This window comes from Ferrimonas sp. YFM, from assembly GCF_030296015.1.
In the GTDB taxonomy this organism is placed as follows: domain Bacteria; phylum Pseudomonadota; class Gammaproteobacteria; order Enterobacterales; family Shewanellaceae; genus Ferrimonas.
Map to the genome: position 1 here is coordinate 3,399,546 of NZ_AP027368.1, position 25,460 is coordinate 3,425,005.

General features: G+C 58.6%; 21 protein-coding genes. 7 read left to right on the forward strand and 14 right to left on the reverse strand.

What is annotated here, in order from left to right:
* Window positions 1-9: 9 nt before the first annotated feature.
* Complete coding sequence (locus QUE41_RS15785; RefSeq protein ID WP_286339960.1) at window positions 10-2,850, forward strand: alkaline phosphatase family protein; 2,841 nt, start codon at window positions 10-12, stop codon at window positions 2,848-2,850.
* On the opposite strand, the gene QUE41_RS15790 is transcribed toward QUE41_RS15785, so the two are convergent.
* The 9 genes from QUE41_RS15790 to QUE41_RS15830 form a co-directional block, all read right to left on the reverse strand.
* Complete coding sequence (locus tag QUE41_RS15790) at window positions 2,837-3,421, reverse strand: aspartyl/asparaginyl beta-hydroxylase domain-containing protein (RefSeq protein WP_286339961.1); 585 nt, start codon at window positions 3,419-3,421, stop codon at window positions 2,837-2,839. The two genes, QUE41_RS15785 and QUE41_RS15790, sit on opposite strands and share 14 nt — an antisense overlap.
* Entirely contained in the window at window positions 3,421-11,442 is an 8,022-nt protein-coding gene (locus tag QUE41_RS15795; RefSeq protein WP_286342956.1) for an Ig-like domain-containing protein, read from the reverse strand. Before QUE41_RS15795 ends, QUE41_RS15790 begins: the two co-directional genes overlap by 1 nt.
* 197 nt (window positions 11,443-11,639) lie before the next feature.
* On the reverse strand, window positions 11,640-12,914 hold the full coding sequence (locus tag QUE41_RS15800) for a S8 family peptidase (RefSeq protein ID WP_286339962.1): 1,275 nt from the start codon (window positions 12,912-12,914) through the stop codon (window positions 11,640-11,642).
* A gap of 4 nt (window positions 12,915-12,918) precedes the next feature.
* Entirely contained in the window at window positions 12,919-13,479 is a 561-nt protein-coding gene (locus QUE41_RS15805) for a phage tail protein (RefSeq protein WP_286339963.1), read from the reverse strand.
* Window positions 13,480-13,489: 10 nt separating this feature from the next.
* The gene (locus QUE41_RS15810) at window positions 13,490-14,014 is read right to left on the reverse strand and encodes a phage tail protein (protein WP_286339964.1); all 525 of its coding nucleotides are present in this window, start codon (window positions 14,012-14,014) and stop codon (window positions 13,490-13,492) included.
* Between the two features lie 13 nt (window positions 14,015-14,027).
* On the reverse strand, window positions 14,028-14,588 hold the full coding sequence (locus tag QUE41_RS15815) for a phage tail protein (RefSeq protein WP_286339965.1): 561 nt from the start codon (window positions 14,586-14,588) through the stop codon (window positions 14,028-14,030).
* Entirely contained in the window at window positions 14,581-15,120 is a 540-nt protein-coding gene (locus QUE41_RS15820; RefSeq protein WP_286339966.1) for a GNAT family N-acetyltransferase, read from the reverse strand. The genes QUE41_RS15815 and QUE41_RS15820 overlap by 8 nt, the downstream gene beginning before the upstream one ends.
* Window positions 15,117-15,422 (reverse strand): DUF6916 family protein, encoded by a 306-nt coding sequence (locus QUE41_RS15825; protein ID WP_286339967.1) that lies wholly within the window; start codon window positions 15,420-15,422, stop codon window positions 15,117-15,119. Before QUE41_RS15825 ends, QUE41_RS15820 begins: the two co-directional genes overlap by 4 nt.
* 75 nt (window positions 15,423-15,497) lie before the next feature.
* Window positions 15,498-16,493, reverse strand: coding sequence for an SAM-dependent methyltransferase (locus QUE41_RS15830; RefSeq protein WP_286339968.1), 996 nt, complete (start codon window positions 16,491-16,493; stop codon window positions 15,498-15,500).
* A 694-nt stretch (window positions 16,494-17,187) separates the two neighbouring features.
* Between QUE41_RS15830 and QUE41_RS15835 the strand changes: the two genes are divergently transcribed.
* The 5 genes from QUE41_RS15835 (at window position 17,188) to QUE41_RS15855 (ending at window position 21,099) form a co-directional block, all read left to right on the forward strand.
* Window positions 17,188-17,784: a GTP cyclohydrolase II gene (locus tag QUE41_RS15835; RefSeq protein ID WP_286339969.1), complete on the forward strand. Its 597-nt coding sequence runs from the start codon at window positions 17,188-17,190 to the stop codon at window positions 17,782-17,784.
* 250 nt (window positions 17,785-18,034) lie between these two features.
* Complete coding sequence (gene gpt, locus QUE41_RS15840) at window positions 18,035-18,490, forward strand: xanthine phosphoribosyltransferase (RefSeq protein ID WP_286339970.1); 456 nt, start codon at window positions 18,035-18,037, stop codon at window positions 18,488-18,490.
* Window positions 18,491-18,728: 238 nt separating this feature from the next.
* Entirely contained in the window at window positions 18,729-19,148 is a 420-nt protein-coding gene (locus tag QUE41_RS15845) for a rubrerythrin family protein (protein ID WP_028109453.1), read from the forward strand.
* A 14-nt stretch (window positions 19,149-19,162) separates the two neighbouring features.
* Window positions 19,163-20,491 carry a heterodisulfide reductase-related iron-sulfur binding cluster gene (locus QUE41_RS15850; protein ID WP_286339971.1) on the forward strand — a complete coding sequence of 443 codons (1,329 nt, stop codon included), beginning with the start codon at window positions 19,163-19,165 and terminating at the stop codon, window positions 20,489-20,491.
* An 8-nt stretch (window positions 20,492-20,499) separates the two neighbouring features.
* Window positions 20,500-21,099, forward strand: a complete 600-nt coding sequence (locus QUE41_RS15855; protein WP_286339972.1) for a DUF3501 family protein — start codon at window positions 20,500-20,502, stop codon at window positions 21,097-21,099.
* Here QUE41_RS15855 and QUE41_RS15860 read toward each other — a convergent pair.
* The 4 genes from QUE41_RS15860 to QUE41_RS15875 all read right to left on the reverse strand — a co-directional run bounded on the left by QUE41_RS15860 (window position 21,087) and on the right by QUE41_RS15875 (window position 23,689).
* Window positions 21,087-21,815, reverse strand: coding sequence for an HvfC/BufC family peptide modification chaperone (locus QUE41_RS15860; protein ID WP_286339973.1), 729 nt, complete (start codon window positions 21,813-21,815; stop codon window positions 21,087-21,089). The two genes, QUE41_RS15855 and QUE41_RS15860, sit on opposite strands and share 13 nt — an antisense overlap.
* Window positions 21,815-22,639, reverse strand: coding sequence for an MbnB/TglH/ChrH family RiPP precursor modification enzyme (locus QUE41_RS15865; protein ID WP_286339974.1), 825 nt, complete (start codon window positions 22,637-22,639; stop codon window positions 21,815-21,817). Before QUE41_RS15865 ends, QUE41_RS15860 begins: the two co-directional genes overlap by 1 nt.
* On the reverse strand, window positions 22,636-22,935 hold the full coding sequence (locus tag QUE41_RS15870) for a BufA1 family periplasmic bufferin-type metallophore (RefSeq protein WP_028109457.1): 300 nt from the start codon (window positions 22,933-22,935) through the stop codon (window positions 22,636-22,638). Before QUE41_RS15870 ends, QUE41_RS15865 begins: the two co-directional genes overlap by 4 nt.
* Before the next feature lie 115 nt (window positions 22,936-23,050).
* Complete coding sequence (locus tag QUE41_RS15875) at window positions 23,051-23,689, reverse strand: TetR/AcrR family transcriptional regulator (RefSeq protein WP_286339975.1); 639 nt, start codon at window positions 23,687-23,689, stop codon at window positions 23,051-23,053.
* Window positions 23,690-23,799: 110 nt separating this feature from the next.
* Between QUE41_RS15875 and QUE41_RS15880 the strand changes: the two genes are divergently transcribed.
* Window positions 23,800-24,660: a LysR family transcriptional regulator gene (locus QUE41_RS15880; protein WP_286339976.1), complete on the forward strand. Its 861-nt coding sequence runs from the start codon at window positions 23,800-23,802 to the stop codon at window positions 24,658-24,660.
* 67 nt (window positions 24,661-24,727) lie between these two features.
* On the opposite strand, the gene QUE41_RS15885 is transcribed toward QUE41_RS15880, so the two are convergent.
* On the reverse strand, window positions 24,728-25,393 hold the full coding sequence (locus tag QUE41_RS15885; RefSeq protein ID WP_286339977.1) for a hypothetical protein: 666 nt from the start codon (window positions 25,391-25,393) through the stop codon (window positions 24,728-24,730).
* Between the last annotated feature and the right edge of the window lie 67 nt (window positions 25,394-25,460).

The following is a 25,460-nucleotide window of genomic DNA, read 5'->3' on the forward strand; positions in this document are numbered from 1 at the left end:
GATGTTTTCATGAAGCCGGCGCTTATCGCGTCCCTGATGCTCAGTGCATCTGTGGCCGCCAACCCAGTCAGTCAGATCCCCGGCCTGGGCGGGGCCTATCACGCCACCAAGGTGCTGAAAGAGGAGATCCTGAGCGCCGGCACCCTGGCGGTGACCGCCTCCCGGGACGCCGCCCTGTTTACCATCGGCGGCACTACATTGGATGCCTACATCCTGACCCTGCCACTGGACGGGGCCACCAAAAGCCGGGTAATCAAGCGACTAGCCAATCCCATGTACGCCATCCAGTTGGGCCACTTCCTCTACATGTTTAAGGAGCGCTACGGCGACTACGACGGCGAGGACCAGTTCAAACAGCACCTGCTGAAGCACTATTCACACCACCAGCTGACTGGCTACCAGCACTCCCTGTTCACTCTGGAGGCCCCTGCTTCTGATGGCCATGAAGCCGACTCCAAATCTCTTATCGACGATCAGTTCATCGCCACCCTGGTGTCTCTGTACGATGCCCTGTTCAACAACGATGAGTGGGTACTGGGGCGTCACCTGCCGGACCACTACCGCTACCTGGGCGAAACAGAGAAAGACAAGGCCCTGATTGCCCGCATTCAGCCTCTGGTGATTGGCCTGTTGGAACCTGTGGAAGCGGGCATGGAGCCCGGGGAGTTCAAGAACGCCGTCAGGGAGATCATCGCCGATAATGCGCCGGAGCAGGCGGGTAAGGTGAATAACAAGGCGGAAGCGATCACCATCACCCTGATCGACTTCGTTCGCTACAACGTGCTGAAGAGCTATCGCCAGTTTGTCTGGGAGGAGAGCCGGGCCGAGGCGCAGGCCAACTGGATGATCCGCCAGCTGGATGAGGACCCCAAGGCCCTGGTGGATTACCTCAGTAGCCGGGACCAGCGCCGCTTTGCGGTACAGGTGACCGTGGATGGCTTACAGCAGGGACTGATGGCCGCCCTGGTCGCCCCGAAGGGCAGCCCCTTCCTAAGCCAGGCCCTGGCAATGCACAACAACAAGGACAATCTGAATCCCAAAGGGGAAAAAAGCGCCCAACCTGAGCATCAGCAGCAGATCACCTACCTGACCCAGCTGGTGGAAACGCCACAGCAGGATGAACACTACCTGCCCTTTTTCAAGACCCTCTACGCCCAGCCTCAGGGGATAGTCCAGCACGGGGTGTCCACCACGCCCACCATCAGTGTGCGCAACCTGCCCATTATCAAAACCGGCGCCGATGTCGCCGGCAGTGGCGGTACCGGCATCCCCAATTTTCACTTTGTGGACAGGGGCCAGGACCGCGCCTACTACTTTTACGGCAACGACGCCCTGCAGCTGGAGCGCCTGTTCGAACAGCGCGGCGCCAAGACCATGTTTGACCGTCTTGATCATCTGAAAACCATGAGCTGCAACGCTCAGTACGACTGGAACAGCCAGGTGGGTTATGACGCCCTGGTCAATCTGGGCCTGGGTGAAGTGGTGCGGGACTTTGGCGAGCGCCGCTGTGCCGGAGAGCTGGCCCGACGGGCCAAGGTGCATCCCAGGTTGCAGTCGGCCCGAACCGAGCTGCTGAGTCTGATTGCCGACTATCAGGCCACCAGTTGGCTGCTGCCCCTGAGCAAGGCCTCGCAGAAGCGTCACCTGGAGCAGAAGATTGAGCAGTTGGCGCAGCTATCCGAACAGGGGATGCCGGACTACCTGCTGATCTACAACCCCTGGCCGGATCATTTCGCCCACTTCAAGGGGCCCTTCAGTGACGAGATCATCGCCCCCACCGGCGAGCTGAACCGCCTGGACTACTGGCTGAGCGAGTACGACGGTTACTACCAACAGGCCGGCATCAATCAACGCACCCTGTGGGGCATGGCGGGGGATCACGGCCTGACGCCCATCTATTGGGCGGTCAATCCCCAGGAACAGGCCCTTGAACCGCTGCAGCAAGAGCTGGGCTACCCCCTGACCATCCGAAAAATCTCCTCGGATGAGGGGGAGGGCCCCAAGATCACCAATGCCCATCATTTCCCCAGCAATCATGGCCTGGATCTGGTGATCGCCTCCACCGCCGGCGGCAACTTTATGCTGGACCTGTTCAACTCCCACAGCGGCTGGCAGACCCAGCCCCTGTATCGGGAGCTGACTCAGTGGCAACCCAATCAGGCGCCGGATGGCAGCAAGGTGGACCTTATTGAGGAGCTGACCACCCGGCTGGCTTCCAGCCTGGACTACCTGGCGGTGAGGGAGACCCCCTGCACCACCGAGATGTGCACCCTGAGGCTGGTGGCCCACAGAGACGGACAGCGCCGGGACGAGCTGATTCAACGTCATGGCGACAGGCTGCATTATCGCAGTGCCGACGCCACAACCACGCCGGTACTGCTGCAATTGACGGAGTCCAATCCCTGGGAAGCCCCGCTGGATCGGGCGCACCAACAGGAGAAAGCGCGGCTGTTGACCGCCTGTCTGGATGCCCCAGTGGCCGACCCCAAACAGTGGTGTACCAGCGGTCAGTGGCGGCAGCTGACCCGGCTGACCCCAAGACCAGATTCGGTCAATCAGCTGGCCCACCTCTACGATGAGGACAGGGCCGGCACCATCAACCTGTTCCCCGCCGAAGGGGTGGGCTACAACACCCTGGTGCCCGGGCGCCATGCGGGCGAGCACTACCTGGAGAAGGACGCCTTCCTCGGGTTCTGGGGCACGCCGGTGAAGGCGAACACCCAGGTGCCCACTGCCATCAACGGTTCGCTGGCGCCGACCCTGTATGAGTACCTGACCGGAGAGGGAGTTACGCCGGGAGAGGATGGCTGGGGCTTCCCCTCACTGTGGCCTGAACTCAAGGAGCGCTGAGCTCAACCCAGCGCCTGAACTCAGGGGTGACATTCATATCCACCACCAGAGACAGGCGCCGTTCTGTGCCTTGATGGCTCACCTGATGGGGGGCATCGGCGTTGATGTACCAGATCTCCCCCTGTTGCATGGGCAGAGTCTCGCCGGCCACATCAAAACTCAGGCCCCGGGGAAGCGCCACGCACAGCTGAAGCCTGGCCTGCCCCTGCTCGATGCATACGCCGGCATCCCGGTGGGGCAGAATATGGGCACCGGGCTCCAGCGCCATCAACCTGGCCGAGCGCCGCTCTCCAGGCAGGGAGGCCAGAAGCGCCCGGGTGGCAGGCAACCGGTCTAACACCGCCAGCTCAACCCAGACGTCACTCTCCTCGATGGAGAACAGCTGCAGCAACGGGTGGCTGTGGCTGTGTTCCTGCGGGGCGGTCAGAGCCAGGGCCTGCCAGCTTCCCACATAGGCCGAACGGTTCACGTGAGCCCACCACAGGGAGGAGCCTGTCAGGCCCTCCAGCTCAGATTGGATCGGCCCGGCGTCAAACTCGCCCAGTTTCAGCGCGTTCACCACCTGAGTCATCAGAAACGATACTCCAGGCGCACAAAACCGTTGCCTATCCGGTCGCTGTCCAGTTCGAAATGTTGCCAGCCGCCGCTGAGTTGCCACTGCTGCTGAAGCCGATAGCTGACCCCGACCTCGCCGAACCAGTCTGTGCCGTCGGCATCGACACGGTACCGCTTACGCTGGCTCTGACTGACCGACTCACCCTCCCAATACCAGCCGCCGCCTCCCAGGGCCAGCCCCCAATGGGTTCCAAGGGGCCAGTGATAGTGAACCCCCAGGGCCACTCCCTGAGCGGATTTAGGGCCACTGCCCGCTGCCGCCTTTAGTGCCTCGTCAGGATCCAGGGCGGTGCCGACGTAGTTGAGTTCGTAGTCGCCCAGATCCTGATAATCCATGCGCACCTGCCAACGAGGCGTCAGATCATAGCCCAACCCGACACCCCAACTGACGGCGGTGTCATCCACCGACAACTGACTCAGGGTCACCCCCGCCTGCTCCAGGCTCTGACGTATGGCGCCACTGTCCGAGTCTCCCTGGCTGTAACCGCCTTGCAGGTGAACCCGCCACTGGGCCTGAGCGGCCAAGGGCAGCAGCATGGCGACCCAGATTCCGCGCCTGAACATCAGCGCAAGAAGCGCCATCAAGGCTCCCCACCCCAGAGCACCACCACTGCTTTCGGACACCTTGAGCTCCTCATTGGCGTTCAGGGTGAGCACCAGTTGGCTCTGGGCGGTCGCCCCCAGGGGATCTCTTACCTGATAGGTCACTCTGTCTTCTCCCTCATAGCCTGGCTTGGGCCGATAACGCAGGCGGTTGTCATCCGTAATGCTGGCCTGCCCCACCTGGGCCTCCACCCACTCGAGCAACAACAGATCTCCATCCGGGTCACTGTCATTGGCCAGCACATCCACCACGATTTCGGTGAGATCGTCACTCTCCAGGTAATCCGCCAAAGCCACCGGCGCACCGTTGGCCACCAGGGTCAGCTCGATGCTGCCTTGGGTCGACCCCCCGCGGCCGTCGCTGATGAGGAAGCGGATACGGTCATCCCCCAGATATCCAACTGGTGGCCGATACACCAGGGCTCCATCGGACTCGACACTCACCTGACCAAGGTCGGCCAGGGCCCACACCATCTCCAGGGCATCCCCATCCGGGTCTTGCGCCTTCGACAGGGGGTCAAACCGGGTCAGTGAGTCCCTCTGCAGGGTCGCCAGTTGAGTCACCACCGAGGGCGAGCTGTTGCCATTGACCGACACAGCCACTCCGCCAGGATCATGGATGTTGCCATCCACCCGGCCATCGGCGTCATTGGGACCACCGTCACTGATGGTCAGCTGCACACACCAGGCGCCTTCACGCAGGCCAGTTTGCCACTGGGGCGCCCCGGGAGGCGGACAGTAACCGGGCTCGCCGGGAGCACTGTGAATGGCGTCCCCCTGCTGTTCCACAAACTGATACCAGCCGAGCTGTGGCGAGTATTTGCGATAGATGGCACCCGCAGGGATGGGCGCTCGCTGAGGCAACACCAGGCGATAGCTCTGCCCGGCTTCGGGAAGGCCTTCGGCAATGAAGTCGAAGGTGCCCCCCTCGGCCAGATAGCCTTCATCCTCCGGCAGGGGATCCTGTTTATCCACCCAGACGCTGCGGCGCTGACCTTCGCTGGCCAGGATGCCTGTCCGCAGGCACACCCCCTCCTCTCCTTCAAACAGGTACTGCTGCTGAACCTGAAGCTCTTCGGGCTGCAGATGACACTGTTCCAGTGCGTCCAGGTAATCTGGGATGCCGTCGTTGTCGCTGTCGCCATACCCCTCGTGGCTGTCGGGCAGCAGGTCGCCGTCGCTGTCCTCCTCACCCAATGGAGCCAGTGAAGACACCAGTTGCAGGGTCAGCCCCTCCCGGGTGCTGAGTTCACCGTCAGAGACGGTCACCTCGAGGCGATAGTCACCCGGGGCCATCGACTGAGGGTCCAGGGTAAAGCTGGCAGGGTCACTGTCCTGATCCACCAACTCTCCGCTCTCCCAGGTCAGGGTCAGAGAGTCCTGAGGGTTGGGGTCCTCAGCCGATGCCTGTATCACCACAGGACCGGCATCCTGGGCAATCAGGGTACGGTTCTCTGAGGACTGAGTGGCGCTCAACGCCAGCTGTGGCGCTAGGTTGCCGTCGCTGATGGTCAAGATGAAGCGCCCCTTGTGCCCCAGGTTCAGTGCCGAATCCAGAGTCAGCTCGACCGTCTCATCCTGCTCCGACTGCTCATCGGCGAGGATGGTCAGAGTCACCTCGGCGTAACGCCCTGAGGTCACCACGAAGCGGTCGGTCTCCAGCTGATAATCCACTCCCTGCTCGGCGGTGCCGGACAGGGTAAAAGGCAGTTCCAGCGGATAGGTCACCGCATCGCCATTGAGACTCAGGGCAATGGTCACCTCACGGCCCTCCGCAGCACTCTGGTCCTTGTGCAGATTGACCATGGGGTGCACCTTCACCAGTTGACTGGCGGTGGCGCTGTTGCCCTGCCCATCCTGGGTCTGCCAATAGACCTGATGCCCCCCTGGGCGCAGCAAGGGTTCCCCCTGAACCAGACTGACCGGCAGGGGTTCGCCGGAGGCATCCACCGCCTTGGCCACCCCCAGGTCGACCCGGGTAAACAGGGCGTCGGCATTGACCTCCACCGGCTCCGGCGGCGTCAGTTCGGGCAGGCCCTCCAGTTCGCCGTCGCCGACGCTCAGAGCCACGGTGGCATTGGCAGTCTCGCCCTCCTCATCGGCCACCAGGTAGCTCAGCACCACTTCGCCACCGAATCCCGGCTCCAGATCCAGAGTCAGCAGCTGGGTTTCAATGGTCACTTGCCCCAAGCTGGACTGGGCACTGACCAGAGTCAGGGGATCCCCATCCACGTCGCTGTCGTTCTCCAGCACCAGCAGGGGATAGCGACCCTGCTCATTGGCAGCCACGGCGAAGGTGTCGTCCACCGCCACCGGTGTATCATTCACCGGAGTAACCTCAATGGTAACCGTGAAGGCGTCGGACTCCAGTTCGCCGTCGGAAGCGACCAACTGCAGGCTGTCCTGGCCATTGAAGTCCTGATTCGGGGTGTAGTGCCACGACCCACCGTTTTCACTCAGCCGCCCCTCACTGGGCTCTGCGTCCAGGCGGTAGCTCAGGCTGTCCCCCTCCTGGTCCACCTGGGGCAGGTTCAGGGTCAGTGCCGTGTCCTCTTCGGTAGTCAGGGTCAAACCCGCCACCATGGGGGCATCGTTGCTGTTGACCACGGTAATGGTGAAGGGACCGATGCTGGCGCTGGCACCGGCGGCATCGGCCACTGTGATGGTGATGCCGCCATGACTGCCCACGTGCTCATTGGTGGGCGTCCCCCACAGCCGACCGCTGGCCACATCGAAGCTGGCCCACGCTGGCAGGCCACTGATGCTGAAGCTGTGGCTGTCGAAGCTGTCGTCATCGCTGAGCCCAGGGCTGAAGCTGTAGGCGCTGTCCTCCTCCACGCTCACCGCCGGAGTGCCGGAGAGCTGAGGCGCCAGGTTGTACTGTTTCAGTACCTCGTCCGTGGCTCCCTCCCCCTGGTTGCCGGCCTCATCGGTCAGGATGAAGGTGAGGGTCAGCGTGCCTTGTGACAAGGCGGACACATCGATGTCGGCAAAGACCTGATCCGTTTGCGCCAGCGCGCCACTGGCGGAGACAGTGCCGCCCTGCCCGTCTTCAATGCTATAGGCGTACTGCTCGCCGGCGCTTCCGCCCTCCAGCAGGAAGCTCATCGCCCCCTGGTTGTACGCATGGATTCGCTGCTGCTCAATGGTGACCCCATACTGCTCAGGCGCCTGGGTGTCGACCACCAGTTGCGCATCCAGGCTCTCCACCTTGGTGTTGCCCGCTTTGTCCTCCAGGGTCAGCTCAACGTTGTAGCTGCCGTCCTCCAGGTTGTCGGCAGTGGCGGCCAGGCTCCAGGCGCTGTCACTCAGGGTATTTGGGGTAAAAGGACCATAAACACCGCCATCGGAATGCAGCAGGCGGATGCTCATGCTTTCCATGCCCCCCGCTTCCACCAGGGTGCCAGTCAGAGAGGGGGTGTTGTCATTGGTCAGCTGCGCCTCCATCTGCGCTACCGGGGCGATGGAGTCGTGCACCAGAGTCGGCAGCGCCACGGGAGCCGAGCGGTTACCGGCGTCATCCTCGGCCACCGCCACCAGATGGGTGGCACTGTTGTCCGCCAGTGTCAGGGCAAACTGCCAGCTGCCACCGCTGACCGTGGCCGTCTCCAGAGCCGTCTCGTTGTCGGCCACCCCATTGTTGTCGGCATCGGCCAACAACAGTACCCGGACGCCATCCTCACTGTGAGAGCCGCTCAGAGTCAGCGCCGTAGTGATCTGATAGGTGTCTTCAACGGGTGACACCAACACAGGCGACACGGGGACGGTGGAGTCCTCCAGGAAACTGCCGATGGCGGCGTCGCTGTAATTGCCCACCTCATCCTGGGCCCGCAACACGAAATGGTTTTCCCCATCCTGACTCAGGGTGGCCTCCAGGGACCAGTCACCGGCCACCACGGTGGCCGTGGCCAGCGCCGCATCGCTATCGGCAATGCCGTCACCGTTGGCATCGGTCAGCAGCAGAATCTGCACCCCATTCTCTGAATAGCCCTGCTGAGACAGGGTCAGGGTGTCGGCGTTCAGGGTCTGGGCGCTTTGCGCCGCAGAAGGCGCTGCCGGGGCCAGGGTGTCCACCATCAAACCGGTTTCGGTCACCGCTGAGAAACTCAGCTGCGCCGGGTTGCCGTTGCCGTCCTCGGCGGTATCCCCCTGGGTATCTATGGCGGTGACCGTCACCCCGTCGTCGTCATTGTCGCCACTTTGAACCTGATAGCTGAACACCAGTTCGTTGCTGTTGTGGCCGGACACCAGTTCGGCCGTTCGGCTAACGCTGCCCAGAGTCAGGCGGGCAACACTGTTGGTGCCGGAAAGCAAGATGACGTCATCCAGCGCAGCCCGCACCTCGATGCTGTCGCCCGCCTTCAAGGTGCCGCTACTCAGAGACACAGAGGTCACCTGAGGGCCCAACGCATCTTTGTTGGCGGTATCCGTGACGGGACCAACAAGATTACCGGCGGCATCGGTCAACTCTACAGACAGTGTCAAAGTACCATCCGCCAAACTGCTGACATCGATGCTGCCAAACTGAGCATTGGCCGCGGCCACATTCAAGCCCGAAGCCATCAACGGAGTGCCACCTCCACTGGAGCTGATCTGGTAACTCAGGGTTCCAGACTCGGCGCCAGATAGAGTAAAGGCAAAGCCTCCCTGATTACTGGCGTTGATGTCTGCATCAATGGAGACGGATGCAAGACTTGCCACTGTGTCTTTGTCTGCGGTATCGGATACTGCGGAAGCTGTGTTGCCTGCCTGATCCGACACCACGACAGCAAGAGTCAAGGTCCCATCTGGCAGGCCGCTGACATCAATGAGCTCCACACGGTCACTACTGGTGGAAAGAGAGCCGTTGCCAGTGATATCCGTGCCGCCGGCATCACTACTGATGCTGTAATTGAAATCGGCTCCCGATTCAGCGCCAGCGAACTGAAAACCTATCTGTAGCTGATTGCTCCCATTAACCGGATCCTGAAGAAAGGCCACGCTGTGCCCCGTCGGAGCGGTAGTGTCAACCGTGAACTCACTTAAGGTCAGCGCACTACTCGCATTACCCGCCGAATCCGTGAGAGTCACAGAGCAATCGGCGTAACTGCCGTCACTCAAAGGGGTCGCATTATCCGGCTGACTGAGAGTAATGGTGATGTTACCGCTGGTGACTGCCCCTTCCTCACCACTGCCGCAACTGCCGCCAACGGTCAGGGTACCTGCTTCAGAACCGCTGACTACGGCCGTAGGGGTTGAGTCAGGCGTAGGTGTGGTCACCGCTGTCACTTCATTGAGCGTTGGCACTACGCCATCCACCAACACTGCCGATAAACTGCCGACGCTATTCAGGGTTATGTTCAAATCATTCCCTGCCGCATCTTTGAGGCTGCCGCCATTGACATCCAAACTGGTGCCAAGGGCGATGCCGTCCCCATCAAGATCTCCGGCTTGAACCACATAGCGGAAGGTGATTATTGAGCTGGCATCGCCACTGAGGTAATCGGCGTATCGAGTTTCGGTACCAAGGGTAAGCACCAACCTCGGCGAGCCAATGACATTCAGCGTGCTATCGACATTGACCACAAAGTCCAGGTTTGTCCCTATTCCGTAGGTAGCATTGCCAGGTACTGATACCGAACTGACAACGGGAGCAATGTCGTCAACAAGCAGAGTCCCGCTGCCATTGGTAACCGGTGTGGTCGAGGCCATTTGAGAACCGCTTTCCCCCACCGTCAGGTCAGCATCCCCATCCACAGAGAGGATGACAGAGGCGTTGTGATTAATGCTGATGCTGGTAAGAAACCCATCGATCACATAGGTCTCGCTGGCCCCATCGGCCACACTGATGCTCAGTCCTGAAAAACTGATGGTATCTGTCGCCGGGTTGTAACTGCCGCTCTGCTCACTGACATCCGGACCACTCAAACGCCAGGTCACAGCGGCGCGCTCGGCGTCGGTACTGGTACCACTTACATTGATATTCAGTTGAGAAACCAGCAATGGCAAACCATCGGCGCTGCCACCATCACTGATAGTAAAATCAAATAAATCAATCGCTTCACCACTGGTGTCAACAGAGAAGTTCAGGGGTTGTGGCTCACTAACGCCAGCCGCCGCAGTGAGGGTGCCGTCCGTATCGGCCACCAAACCGGTAAGCTGACTGCTGGTCACCGTAGCTAAGCCACCGGAACTGGCTTGCAGATTGAATGTTTCGGTCGCGCCACTGGCACTGTAATTCAGGGTCATCCCTGTGAAGGTTGCGACTCCAGAAGCAGGGGCAATCGATACTGTGGCCGCATCGCCGTCGCTGTCACCGGTTGCCGACAGTTGAGCCGTTCCAGCCCCGTTGACCTCAGAAAGTGTAATCGCCGTGCTGTATCCGGTATCCACCAGGTTATTGGCATCTCTCGCCGACACCACAGGCACCGTGGTCAAGGACACAGCCTCACCGCTGTTTACCAATAATGGCGCGGGCTGCACATCAAACACCAACTGAGTCGCAACCACATCGGCAGTCACGCTGTTGGCATCGGCGCTGGGCAGATTACTGCCAACGTCATCCTGATCATTGGCGCTCAACACAACGGTTTGCTGATCGGCCGTTGCTGTGTAACTCAATGCAGTAAATGTCGCCGTGCCACTGACCGCGGCCACACTGTTGTTGCTCAGGCTCCCAGGGGCCGAGGTGCTCAGGCTGACAATTTCACTGAAGTCATTATCAAGGTTTCCTGCGTCATCTTGAGCACGTACAACAGGTTGAGTGGTCATGGCGCTACCTGAGGTGACCCCTGCAGGTTGAGTCACCCATACTAGCTGGGTTGCGGAGATCTCAACCTCGGTGCCTGCCCCATTGGCTACCGCAGAAGTGCTGCCCATCTGAGTGCCTCCGGAACCGACGCTCAGGTGGGTATCTCCATCAACACTCAGCACCAAAGTTTGACCTTCGGTCAGGCCGCTGCTGTCACTAAAGTAGCCGCTAAGTGTATAGACCTCGCTTCCTCCATCGGCCACCGAGATATTAAGACCACTGAAGGTCAGGGTATTGGCCCCTGCACTGTAAACCCCAGACGCGTTGCTGACATCGTTACCGTTTAAACGCCACACCACCTTGGAGAAGTCCGCCGAGCCGCTGGTTTGCAACACGATTTGAGTAATTTCCAAGGCCAAGCCATCACCGCCGCCGCCATCACTCAGAGTAAAGTCAAACAGGTCGACGGCTTCTCCTGCTGAGTCTGCACTGCTGCTCAGGGCCACCGGCTCACTGACTGACGCCGATGCGGTTAGGTTGCCATCGCTGTTAGCCGCTGGACTGTCGTCGCAATCAGCATCGGTTTCGCAATATTGACCCACCTTAGGGCCGCTGTCGCAAAAGTTAAAATCGCACACGGCCACGGTATGCAAGGCGTAATCTGTCGCATCTGATGAAGGCTGGAGGACAGCTGGCGAGGCTGGCATTGGCGGTAACTTGAATGGCGACCGCGCCTCAGCCTCGACAACTTGACTGCAAAACAGGGTAAAGAGCCCAATGCTGGTTAGGGCAGTACGTTGAAACATCATAGTTACTCATCCATGAGTCAAAAATCGTCAGTTTATTGCCTGGTGGCGTGCACCTGGCGTCCAGAAGAGCACTCTGGACTGCTGTCCAGCCAAGCCAGAATATTGACGGCATCAAGCAACACCTGCTGCCTGGCGCGACAACGTTCATAGCGATGCAGCCCGGCTTTCAATTGCCTAACCGTTAACTGTGGTCTGGCACGCCGAATAAGAGTGATCACTCCGGCGGCGATGGCAGTGGAAGCCGAGGTTTTAGAAAACGTCTTAAGGTCATTGCCCTGATAATTGATGATGGGCAGATAGCTGGGAGCCGACAGACTGACGGCCTTATCCCAACTGACGTTGGCAAGCTTCCCAGAATGATCGGTGGCGCTAATGACGATCACGTCCGGATGCGCCGCCAGACCGATATTGGCAATGGGATCGGGATGAGCCGCCGCCACAAGGGCAATGCCCTTGTCGTGATTGGCACGCTGGGCCAAATAGTGGAGGTAGTCACTCAGCACGGGGGACACCTCCGCCAGCAACCAGGAAAGATTTATCACATCCGCTCCCTGCTGCTCAGCCAGAAACAGGGCATGCAACAGATTGGAGGTCCAAGGCTGATGAACACTCAGCGCCACTAACTCGGCACGAGGTGCGACCCCTTGCATCGGCGGTTGATTGCCCGGCGCTTTGGCCCAGATGAGGCTGACCACGTCATCGCCGTGACGCCTGACCGGAGCCGGGCCTGGAGATTCGAAACCGATGTGCTGCCTAAATTTGATGGACACATCAGACAGGGCGGGATGACTGAGATCGAAGCGGTTGTCGATCACCGCTGTAACCGCACCCTCGCCTTGGCCACGAAACTCTGGATGGGCTAAACCCAGGCGCTGGGCAGATTGCCAGCGCCCCGGGGTAATCACCAAGGGCTCAACGTCGGCAGCATTGCGGTTCCTATTCGGATGAGCACCATCAACGGCCCAGGTTGCATGTCGACGGTCTCGGGCAGGTACCCTATCCCACTCCATAGCCAGCAACGAATCGGCGTGTCGCAATGTACGTTCAATGGCCTCTCGTTCACGGGCATCCTCAGGACTCAACAGAATCACACTGCGCTGATCGTAACGCGCCAAGACACGAGGTTTAAACGCCCTCCAGCGCTCAAGCCAGCTCTGTTCCGATTGCGACTCTACTGTGCACAGTAGCCGCTGCACCGATACCAATGCTGCCGCCTGGCCAGGTCTGAAGGTGTCGTGCTCGCTGGCAATCGCTGTAACAGTGAACAACAGGGTCAGAAGCACCACCAAAGCAGTAAAACCGCGCATAACGTCAATTTCGGCTGGGAAACGTGCCGTCTAGGCAGAGACAGAAATTCATTGCTAAGAAAGGCTGCCGATTCTCATGGGGAGCACTTCTGCCCGCCAAAGCCAGGCTATCTGAATCCAGAGGCTGAGTGGGTGTGTCCTCCTTACTGTAGGCAAAGATGGCCGTTGGGTCTGGCGTGGAGGTGATACTCAGCAGCGACTGCTCTTGTGCCACCTGAGTTGAGCTTTCTCCGGGAGAAAAGAAGCTATGCAGTTCATGCCTATGTTGTGGAATCTCCTCTTCCGTTAAGGCGATACTTGCAACCCCAGGCTGTTGCCCCAGCCGATAAGGTGACAATCCGGGGCCTGACACCCACCCAGTGCCCCCCACATGCATAGGGGAGCGCCCCCTTAGATCGGGTGCCCCGAAGGTGGTTCTGCCATCTCCACCAAAAGAGGTGCCTAAGATGGCAAAGGTCGATGAAAACTGGTTGATGGACATCAATTGCCCCAGACACTGTGTCCAGAGTCTGGGGGCATAATTGAATCCAAAAGCGCGAACTTCACCAAGAAATGGATCAGCCATGATCAGCTCCTTAATTACGAGAGGGATAGATGCCTTGCAGGCAGATAATGAAGTTCACCCCCAGAGAGGGCATGCGATTTTCATGGGCCTGACCACCTCCTTCACTGCTTACACTCTCTTCGTTCATGGTGGCGTACTGGCCACCTCCGGAGCTTGAAGGCGTTTGGAAAAAATGCCCGTTGGCCAGCATAGAACCGGGACCCGCGATGGTTTGGCTGGGGTTGGACTCCGAAACCACCAATGGATGATTGTGGCTCGGTATCTCGGCCGTCGTCAGGGTGACATCCTCCCACCCCCCTATCTGGCCGAGAAGGTAGTTGCCAAGACCAGGCCCTTGTCCTGCCCCGACCGGCAGTCGGCCCCGCATCTCGGGCAGGCCGAAACTGGTGCGGCCATCTCCCCCAAAATTAGTGCCAAGTAAGGAAAACAGCGCCTGATTGGTGGAAATTGACAGCAAGGTACCGCTGCAAAATGCGAAATGAACGGGCGCAAAGGTGCCGGCAAAAATACGAATCTGACCAGTAAATGAGTCCATAATTCATCCCTTATCAATTACGTGGCGGGTAGATGCCATCCAGTGCAATGGCAAATTGGATAGCCAGGTAAGGCTGAACATTGACGTGTGACAGCCCTCCCCCCACAGAACTGGAGCTCTGGGGTGCGAGCACCAGATGAGTTCCGCTGTAAGGTGCGAAGGCATCTGCGGCGATAAACCCCTGGGCCGGCAAAACCGGTGTTTGGGCGAGGGCAGAGTTGTCCCTCGGCACATGGGTATCGCCGTCAACCGCTGCGCATTTAAGGGCGTGAGTATGCTGACCAAGCTGACTTTGGCTTAAATTGACCTTCTCAACGCCGCCACGCTCTCCCCATCGATAGTCGTGAACGAAACCTTCGTAGCCCTGGTATGTCCCCATACCTACGGGCACCCTGCTCCGTAGATCCGGTAACGCAAAGTTCGTTCGACCATTGCCACCGAAGGTGTCACCGAGCAAAGAGAAGAGCGCTTGATTATCCGACACGGTCAAAAATTGACCCTGGCAGAACGCATAGTCCTTTGGGGCAAAGGTGTAAGGCATCTGGGTAATTTCACCCATGAATGGATCAGACATAGGTAGCACCTCTAAGCTGAGAGGAAGGAAGAGATTCACGAAGGGAGAGGGGTAACCAACGCATCAGGATGTGCGCTCCCCGTTGCTCCATGGAGGCAAAGCCCAACCGGCGATACCACTGAATCAGCTGACTGTCTTGAGAGAACACAGATAGGGTCAGTGGCACGTTCAATCTGGCCGCGATCTGCTGGATAGATTGCAAAACCACCTGGCCATGCCCTTTGCCGCAATAGGCCGGAATAAAGGCAATGTCGACCAGGTGAATGCGTTCCCCGCTGAAATCTATGGTGACTTTGCCGACGGAGGTGTGCAGATGCTCAACAATGAAGTACCAAGCATCTGGGCATTGATCGCCATAACCTTGGGTTTGGGCACGATACTGCAGGTCGAGAATCTGCCGATGCAACTCAGGAGTGTGTTTTAAGGCATCCAAATCGCTTCGTACAGCATCGTGCAGCGACTGCAAAAACGGTCCATCACTGGGGCGGCTGGGACGAAGCGTCAACCCGTTATCAAGGCTCTGTTTGATCACGTTTCGCTTGCCTCTCGAGTGCGACTGACCAGCCACTGCAGTTGCTGCTTGCCGATTTGCACCATAAAAAAAGGTGCAGAGCCTAGCTCATGGTGGCTGATATGAAGCTCACCTTGCCCGTCACTGAGTTGAAACGGTTGCGGGCAATCGAAAACGGCGGAAAATCCCTCGAAAAGCTCGGGAGCACAACGATTGGGAGACAACTCAGAAAGCGACACTTCCATCTTTGTGCCGGCAGGATCCGTCAGGCAAAAAATATCGCCTATGTGAGGCTTTAGGGCCTCGTAGGTAATGGCATGCAATGCAACTCTCCTTGTTTACATTGTCCATGAAATTGAGAGGGCACTAACGACCCGACTCTGCTAACTCAACATGATTCACCGAACTCCTATGGCAGTATTGGGTAAATCCACGGGAGTAAATTCAAACCTGGGCTCAGGCCCCCACGCATAGCGAAAGTCAAAAGCACTCGATGGCAAAGCTTCATTCAGAGGTATGCACTCAATTCTGTTGAGGCTGCACTGTCGCCCAGACAGTTCGATGTCATCGTAAATCTGAATCCTGGTGTGCAGCTCCAGCCGCTCAGCTACGCCATTCACCGGGAACCTCAATTGCCCCTGAATCTGTTGACACTCTCTCAGAAGCTCTGCTGTCTCCCTGTTGAGTACAAAAAAAGGCCCCAAGTCTGTAACGGCCAGGTGTCTGCCTTGGCGCTGATAAAAATAGGCTCTTAGCTCTATTGCCCGTGGAATCAGGCTGCCATCAGGGCTGAGAAACTGCTCAAGGTTGGCAAAGATCCGCACCTGAGGCTCCTGTTCCAACATGGCCTTCATGGTTTCGGACACAATCAGATCGAAGCGAGATTCAGTCTGCCAATGGATCGCATCTGCCAATATGAGGTCGTCAATAAAATCCCAAAGATTCAGCAGGTCTAGAATCTGTTTCAGGCTATCGAGTGACTCCTGATGAATATCCAGCAACGTGACCCTGACTTGGCCCGGTTTCAGCAGCAACAAAAGCGGTAGAACTAAGGAGCCAAGAGGCCCGGTACCTGCGTATAGAACTCGCACCGGCTGCGAACGCTCATTAATGGCCTTGAGGATCCCAAGCTGAAACTGATGTACCCGCATGTACTCCTTGGCACACATTGCCGCAACCAGAGGCGACACCGCCTTACCTGCATCTGTAAAGCTGTACCCGGAATCAACAAATTGGGTTGGATTAAGGTCCATACCAAGTTGCTCACACAGGGTATCCAGATATTTGTCTTGTAACACTTTGACCTGGCCAGGCTGATCTTGCGGAACCTGTTGCAGCAGCTTCATGACCTGGCGAAGAGTTTGTCGCAGTAGCTCGTTGTTGGCTGTTCTCATCAGAGTCCCTTGCTGATGGGAAAAGGAGTACAAGACCCCTTTGAGCACGTCATCTTCCAATAAAGTCTATGCAAAGAGGTGGCAGATCAATACGGTGCCAATCCACTGACATCTCTTTTTGGAAAAGCGCGCTGACATACACCGATTCACTAAACGGCAGGCAGAACCAAGGAGTCCTACCCCGGTATTTCACCTTCTGATCCTTGCCATTGTGCTTACCATGGGTGATCTCAGTCTTTTCAAATCAGAGACTCAGCGGCGGGATTGAGGGGGCAATCATCAAGACGAAACCAGATCCTTTTCATCCATTTCCTACGACAAAGTAGGCGATCTTCCCTAGCTCAACGGATGAATTCTCTTGCGAGTGCAAACCAAAAGGCAGATAACGAATCACACACCCGCTCATTATCAGTTGCGGCCGAACCGACCTCATGGGTTGGATCAAAGGGAATTTACACCTCACCAGCCCCAGGACACCAGTGAATCAAATCAGCTTATTGTCATATTAAGGTCATATTGACTGGGTTTGAGTTCCAACTCGCGTACCAGCTCCCAATTCTTGAGCTGCGGACCCGGATATTATTGTCTTTTGCCAGACCCGTTGGTACTCTGTCGGCCCCTCTCGGCAGGGCCGGACAGGGATTCACGGCGGCATTTGGCCGTGATTTTAGATTTGAGAGTTGGAGAGTCACAGATGATTAAGGTTAGGCAAACGGTTCCACTGAAAGTGGGCAGGTCACAGGTGGAAGCGGAGCTCAGCTCATTTCACGGCCTGGAATCAGGCAAGGAGCATGTGGCCATGCGCTTCGCCGGAACCGGTCCCGCCAGCGGCGCCCCCCTGGTACGGATGCACTCCGAGTGCCTGACTGGAGATGTTTTCCACTCCTCCCGCTGCGACTGTGGTGAACAGCTCAATGAGGCCATCGAGCGACTGCACGTTGCTGGCGGCGTGCTGCTGTACCTGCGCCAGGAGGGCCGCGGCATCGGCCTGTACAACAAACTGGATGCCTATGCCCTGCAGGACACCGGTCTGAACACCTACGAAGCCAACGTTAAGCTGGGTTTTGGCGAAGACCAGCGCGACTTTGCCGAGGCCGCCGGCATGCTCAAGGCGATGGGCATCGACCGCATCCGCCTGATCACCAACAACCCCCGCAAGGTGAAACAGCTGACCGACTATGGCATCGAAGTGGAATCCATGGTCAACACCTCGGTGCACATGAAGCCGGGTAACGAGTCCTACCTGAAAGCGAAGAAGTGCCACGGCAACCACCACCTGGCCATCGACTGACAGGGCTTTGCGCCGGCCTCAGATGAGGACCGGCGCACATCATCCCCACCGGCAACTGCGCGCCGAGGCCTATTCCTGGCCGTCATTTGACCCCTTTCTCAGCCCCTCTGTTGTTCTGCATCATCTTTTTTCCAAATGGGGCAAAATTTCCCTGTTCCCGTCACAAGGTTTTGGATAGAATCGCCGCCCAATAAATTTTCATAAGTGCTTTCAGCGACGCTCTTCGCTGTCTTATCGAGGTTATTGGATCATGAGTAACAAGTTCATCATTACCTGGGACAACATGCAGATGTACTCCCGCCAGCTGGCCGAACGCCTGCTGCCCGCTGACCAGTGGAAGGGGATCATCGCCGTCAGCCGAGGTGGACTTGTACCCTCCGCCATTCTCGCCCGTGAACTGGGCATCCGCCACGTCGATACCGTGTGCATCTCCAGCTACGATCACAACCACCAGCGCGATCTGACCATACTGAAGAAAGCCCCAGGCGACGGCGAAGGCTTCATCGTCATCGATGATCTGGTGGACACCGGCGGCACCGCCGAAGTGATTCGCGAGCTCTACCCCAAGGCCAAATTCGTTACCGTCTGTGCCAAGCCCGCGGGCAAGCACCTGGTGGACGACTATGTGGTGGACATTCCTCAGGACACCTGGATTGAACAGCCCTGGGATATGGCGGTCACCTTCGTCGAGCCTCTGTCCAAGTAACAAGGCCTGCGATGCTAAGGCGGGGGACAGACTCCCGCCTTAACCCTCTCATCTTCTTTCTCTTTTTCTCTCCGCCAACCTCATCACCAGTCAGATCATCCAGATCTACGATATATCCAATCTATTTATTCCATCATTCTTCGTTGGTGTAACGGTTTTCCCTTAACTACCTTTTCCTGATATGGCCGCGCCCTTTGCGCGCGTCCGGCGTCCCTATCTCAACCGTGAGGACATGCTGATGTCACTGAAAGGATCGAAAACCGAACAGAATCTGAAAGACGCCTTCGCCGGTGAATCCCAAGCTAACCGTCGCTACCTCTACTTCGCCGCCAAGGCCGACGTGGAAGGCTACAACGACGTGGCCGCCGTGTTCCGCTCTACTGCCGAGGGGGAAACCGGCCACGCCCATGGCCACCTGGAGTATCTGGAGGAGGTGGGTGATCCCGCTACCGGCCTGCCCATCGGCGGTACCTCAGACAACCTCAAGGCCGCCATCGCCGGCGAAACCCACGAATACACCGACATGTACCCAGGCATGGCGAAGACCGCCCGGGATGAAGGTTTTGACGAGGTCGCCGACTGGTTCGAAACTCTGGCAAAGGCGGAGCGCAGCCACGCCAACCGTTTCCAGAAAGCCCTGGATAACCTGGACGACTGACGGGGAGCGGCACCATGGCCCATAGGGAAGGCAGTCTGGAGGCGCCCACGCGTCATCCACTGGAATGGCGCAAGCCAGAGTTTTACGACAGAGACGCCCTCAACCAGGAATTGGAGAGGGTGTTCGATGTCTGTCATGGCTGCAGGCGCTGCGTCAGCCTGTGCCACTCCTTCCCTACCCTGTTTGATCTGGTGGACGAGTCGGACACCATGGAGGTGGATGGGGTCGACAAGGCCGATTACGCTCAGGTGGTGGATCACTGCTACCTGTGCGATCTCTGCTACCTGACCAAGTGCCCCTATGTGCCCCCCCATGAGTGGAACATCGACTTTCCCCACCTGATGCTCAGAGCCAAGGCGGTAAAGTTCCATGAGAGCGGCGCCCGCTTCAGGGACAAGCTGCTCACCAGTACCACCACCGTCGGCCGGCTCGCGTCTTTGCCTGGGGTGAATTCCGTCGTTAATGCCCTCAACGATACCGCAAGCTTTCGCAACCAGCTGGAATCCACCCTAGGCGTTCACCATCAGGCCCCGTTGCCCAAGTACCACAGCAAGACCATACGTCACCGCACCCGTCCGTTGCAGGAGGTGCTCGAACCTGTGCCCGCCGGGGAAACCACGGGCAAGGTCGCCCTGTTCTCCACCTGCTATGGCAACTTCAATGCCCCTCATCTCGGGGAGGACCTCTACAAGGTGTTTCAGCACAACGGCATCCACATCGAACTGGTGCCGGGCAATCTCTGCTGTGGTATGCCCAAGCTGGAGCTTGGAGATTTGGAATCGGTTCAGACCCTGATGGAGAAGAGCCTGCCAGTGCTGACTGAGATGGTGGATGAAGGGTTCGATATTATTGCCCCGGTGCCCTCCTGTGTGCTGATGTTCAAACAGGAACTTCCCTTGATGTTCCCGGAAGATCACGCCCTGGCAAGGGTACAACGCGCCTTTTTCGATCCCTTTGAGTATCTGGCCCTGCGTCATAAAGCCGGGTTGCTCAACACCGACTTCCCTGCACCTTTGGGGAAGGTCTCCTACCAGGTGGCCTGCCACCAACGAGTGCAGCGCATCGGCATGAAAACCAAAGAGATACTCAGCCTAATCCCCGGCAGCGACGTGACCGCCATCGAGCGCTGCTCCGGTCACGACGGCACCTATGCGGTCAAGGAGGAGACCCACGCCAACGCGGTAAAGATCGCCCGCCCTGTGGTACGAAAGCTGGACCAGTTACAGGGGGATCACCTGGTGAGCGACTGCCCCATGGCCGCCACCCACCTGGCCAATCTGGCCGAAGGCGAGGCGCTCCCTACCCACCCCATCACCCTGCTGAGGCAGGCCTACGGACTATAGGAGTTCCCATGAGCAAGCTGACCCGACACCAGCTCTGGTCCCTGGAGGAGTACGCCGAGCAGCGCCCGGCCTTTCGCCACCAGGTGATGGAACATAAAAGATTTCGGCAACTGATGCTGGGAGACCACCTTAGGCTGACCTTTGAAGACGAGATGACCGTCCGCTACCAGGTGCAGGAGATGCTGCGCATCGAACGCATCTTCGAGGGACCGGCCATTCAGGAGGAACTGGACGCCTACAACCCGCTGATCCCCGACGGCACCAACCTCAAAGCCACCATGATGCTGGAGTACCCCAATGCCACCGAGCGGCGACAGCGCCTGGCTCAGTTGGCCGGTATTGAGCACAAGATATGGCTGCAGGTTGGTGAGAACTGGTGCTGCTATGCCATCGCCGATGAAGACCTGGACCGCAGCGACGAACATAAGACCTCCAGTGTCCACTTCCTGCGCTTCGAACTGTCACCGGAGGCGATACTGGAGCTCAAACAGGGCGCCGCTCTGGTGATCGGGGTTGACCACCCTCAGATGGACACCGGCCCCATCCCGGTTCCAGACTCGGTTCGGGATGCCCTGGCAGAGGATCTGTCCATTACCTACGCCAGCTGATCCCGGCTGACCAGCCACTGCCTGACCATCAGCGTCGCCAGGTGGAGAGGCTCCAGCGCCAGGGCCCGGTGGGGATGACGCACCGAAGTGAGAGCCAGACGCAGTGACGGGGTAACCTCCTCCCAGGACAAATCCCGTTCTGTTGGCCAGATGGCCCACAGTTTCTGAGGCCGCTGAGTCAGCGTCAGCTCCCGCTCTTCACCGCGGCTGAGAGCCAACAGGGTCTGCCAAATAGCCTCCACGGGATAGGCGCTGGCCACCAGAGTCAGCCCCGGATTCAGCTGCCAGGGCACAGGACCACCATGCTCCAGCCAAAGGGCGCACTCCTCGGCGGTGACCGGCTTCTGCCGGTGAGCGTAGTAAGCCTTGTGAATCCCCCACTCCCAGCGCATCAAGGCGCTTAAGAAGGGAAAATCTCGCCACAAGCCGCTGGCTCTGGACTGAGCCTGCAACCAGGGAAGCAGAGAGGCTCCGGCCCAGTCCAGAGACTCTTCGGGCTGCCACTGGAGGGCGAACTCACGGATCATCGCCAGAAACAGCGACTCCCCCAGCAGCTGCTCCGTGGCCGGAAAACTCTTGCGCACGGCAGAGATGGCGGCGCCGTCACGGTTCTGCCGGTACACCGCCAGGGCGTCCTCCAGAGGTGACAGGGTCACCTTGAAGCCGCCGCTGCCGTGGTGTTGGTAGAAATTGAGCGGATCCCTTACCCCTTTCATCAGGCTACCCTCCCTTGCATCATGGTGGCCGCCTTGGCCGCCTCCTCCAGCAAAACCGGCAGCTCAGGAATGGCGTTGTCCCACTCGATCACCAGCGGTCTGGGTCCCATGCGCACCAACACCTGTTCCAGAAGCTGCCACACCTGAGGGGACACCCGGCTGCCATGGGTATCCACCAACAGGCGATTTCGCTGCTCGTAGCCGGCCAGGTGGCAGTAGTGCACCGCTTGCAGTGGGAAGGACTCCAGCAAAGCGAGAGGGTCCTGATCCAGATTCTGAGCGGTCACATAGAGGTTGTTGACGTCCAGCAGCACACCGGCGCCGGTGCGGCGGTGCATCTCACTGAGCATCTCGCCCTCATCCAGGCTGTCATCTCGATAGGCGAGATAGCGGGAGATGTTCTCCACCGCCATGGGCAGCCCTGTGACGTCCTGAACCCGCTCCACCTGCTGGCACAGTCGCTCCAGGGTGTCCGGGGAGTAGCTGACCGGAAGCAGGTCATGAATATGACCATCGGGCAGGCGACACACCGCCAGGTGGTCGGAGACAGCTATGGCCTCCAGCTCATCGGCCATGATCTTCAGCCGCTGCAGATACGCCTCGTCGGGGCCAGAGGAGGCCAGGGACAGGCCGACACAGTGGAGAATCACCGGATAGCGCTCGGCAACCTGACGAAGCAGATGGTAGTGGGGGCCACGCAGGGCCATGAAGTTGTCTGCCAGGATCTCAACGAAAGGCAGCGGCTCGCGCCGCTGCAGCAGTTGTGCCATATGCCCTTCGCGCAAGCTGATGCCGGCGTCGGTGGGGGCCAGGCCAGGGATCATGACTTCTTCATTCCCTTGGCAGGCTTCACCTTGGCGACCTTGCCGCCCAGTTTTTTACAGGTTCCCTGGGGCACATAGACCCACTCATTGGGGCTGTTGTCGGACTTTGCCTGACCGGCACAACCATGACTGCCGTCCAAGGCACCACAGTCATTCATCCCTTTCTTGGCGACCCCGGCACACTTTTCCCAGGCTTCGGGCTGATCAGGGACGGCGTTGGCCTGGCCAGACGCCAACAGGAATCCAGCAGACACCATGCCGGCCAGGGTTGCTTTCAGAGTGTTGTGCTTTTCCATTGCCTATCTCCAGTTGCTCACGAAGTGTTCAACTAGAAGATAGGTGTTTGAGCGAATGTATTTCCCCGCACTTCATATCATTAAAGTGCAGGGATATACCAAAAAGGAATATGGTTCAGGCTGCTTCACGCATCTGATGCAGCCACTGGCCCAGCTCATCCCGGCTGGGAATGCGCTTGTCGGAGTGGCCCATCAGTTGGGTCAGGGCATAGCAATACTGATGGTAGACGCCCAGGTCGCAACACTCAGCATCACCGTCATCGATGTTGATCAGGCTGCCGCGCACAAAGCTGCGCACCAGGGTGCCTCTGTCGTAGCCTTCGACAGGGCCGATGGCGTCCATCACCTTCTGATTCCAGTCGTTGTAGTCGGCAAAGGCCTTGTTGAAGGCGGCGCGGTAGAACTCTCCGGCCTGCTCCAGTACTTCCGTGTTGGGCATCACCCGGGAGATCACGAAACGGTCGTTGCACAGCACTTCGCGCATGCGCCAGCAATGGTGGTATAAAAAAAGCTGAAGAGGATTCGCGTGCACCTTCTGATCCTCCTGGGCCTGAGCCAGGAAGTCGCGGAATTCTGCGGTAGCCACGGCCACCACCAGGTCCGCCTCAGAGGGGAAATGGTTGTAGACGGTCCCCTTGGAGATCTGGCTGGCCTTGACCAGATGAGAGCGGCAGAGACCGAAGGTCTTATGACCTTTCAGACAGCGTTGTGCCACGGATACCAGGTAGTTTGCCCTTTGTTCCCAGCTGCTCATCTCAATCCCCCAAATCTCTGTTGTATGAATTCACACTCTCAAGGTATCAGCCTTTGGTTCAAGCGGATATTGAGTAATACTTGGGGCACCATTAGCGGAGTGAATACCCCATGCTCAAAGTCGAACTTTTGGAGAGTTTCATCGCCGTTGCCGAGTGCGGCAACATGTCCAAGGCGGCCGAAAAGGTATGCCGGACCCAATCGGCGCTGAGCTTGCAGATTAAGAAGCTCGAAGAGAGTGTCGGCCAGGTGCTGCTGGACAGAGACAACCGTGGCGTCACCCTCACCGAAGCCGGTGAGAAGCTGCTGAACTACGCCTATAAGATGGTGCAGCTCAATATGCAGGCACTGGATGATCTCAAAGAGGAAACCAAGCAGATCATCCGCCTCGGTGTGCCCACTGATTACGTAAAGTGGTATCTGGAGTCCGGCCTGATTGAGTTCATTCGGGAGTTCACCAACCTGCAGCTGGTGATCGACACCGACGTGTCAGGCAACCTGTTCAAGCGGCTGGGCAATGGCGAATTCGATGCCATCATCGCCACCCACTGGCACCCCCAGGCACACGGCGAACTGCTGTTTGAGCGCCGCTTCGTCTGGGCCGCCGCCAAAAACGGCAACTCTCACCAGCGCAGCACCATCCCCATGGCACTGTATCCGGAGAACTGCCCCATCCGCGCCCAGGTGTTTGCCAACCACAACATCTCCATGCGCCCCATCAACGTGCTGCTGTCGACCCCGTCGCCCCAGGCGCTGTGCATGGCGGTGGAGGATGATCTCTGCGTCGCGCCCATCGCCGAGTTCCGGGTCAGCGATAAGATGCAGGTGCTGGACGCCGAAGAGCACAAGTTGCCCAAGCTGCCGATGTTCAACGAGTCTTTCTACGTGAACCCATCCGCAGAGTCCAAGGCACTGGAACAGTTACGTGGCCTGCTGAAGGCCAACCTCAGCAAGATGGTGATTCAGCACTGACACTGAACAACAGAAAAGGGCCGGTGGAGACACCGGCCCTTTTTTATTGAATCCGAAAAGCTGTCGGCTACAGCCCCACAGCCAGAGTGCTCTCATAGGGATCGGCGGCGGAAAACTCACTGATGAGCCACTGGGCCAGTTCCTCCCTCGAAGGACGCGACTCGGATTCCAGCTCCAGCAGGCTGGACACAGACTCCACCAGGGAAACGTAGCCCTGGAGCGCATCCAGGCTTCGGTTTTTCTCCTGTAACGAGAAATCTCCGGCCATCCACTTATAGAGCTCCAGCACCCCGGCCAGTTTTGGCGACACCAGCATCTTCATCAGATTGGTCAGATAATCGTTGTAGTTGGCCAGGGAGCGCAGGTAACGCCTGGAGGTCTCCGCGGAGGCGGAGAAGATCAGCGCTTCACCGGGCACCAGTTTGTGCAGAGGAAAACGTCCCATCACCTGAGCTTCATAGGCTATCCAACAGGCATGATAGAGCAGCGCCTTAGCTGGCTGGCGATGCAGCCGGTAGCTGTACTCCAGGTGCTTAAAGTGGGAATAAAGCTCACTGTCGGCGATGGAGAGGCGCAGGTCGTGGTCACAGAGGAAGACCCGCTCCACCCGATGCTCGGAAACACCAGGCTGGGCAGACAGCGTCTTGCGACTGAGGTCATACTCCCCCTGCCCCTGAATCAGCTCACGGGCGACGGCGCACAGCGCCCTTCTCTCTCGCAGTCCAGATAACATACCCACCTCTTGGCAAAGGAAAATGGCGCTCCATGCAGAACCTGGGGCCGCTCCAGGGCCCTGATGA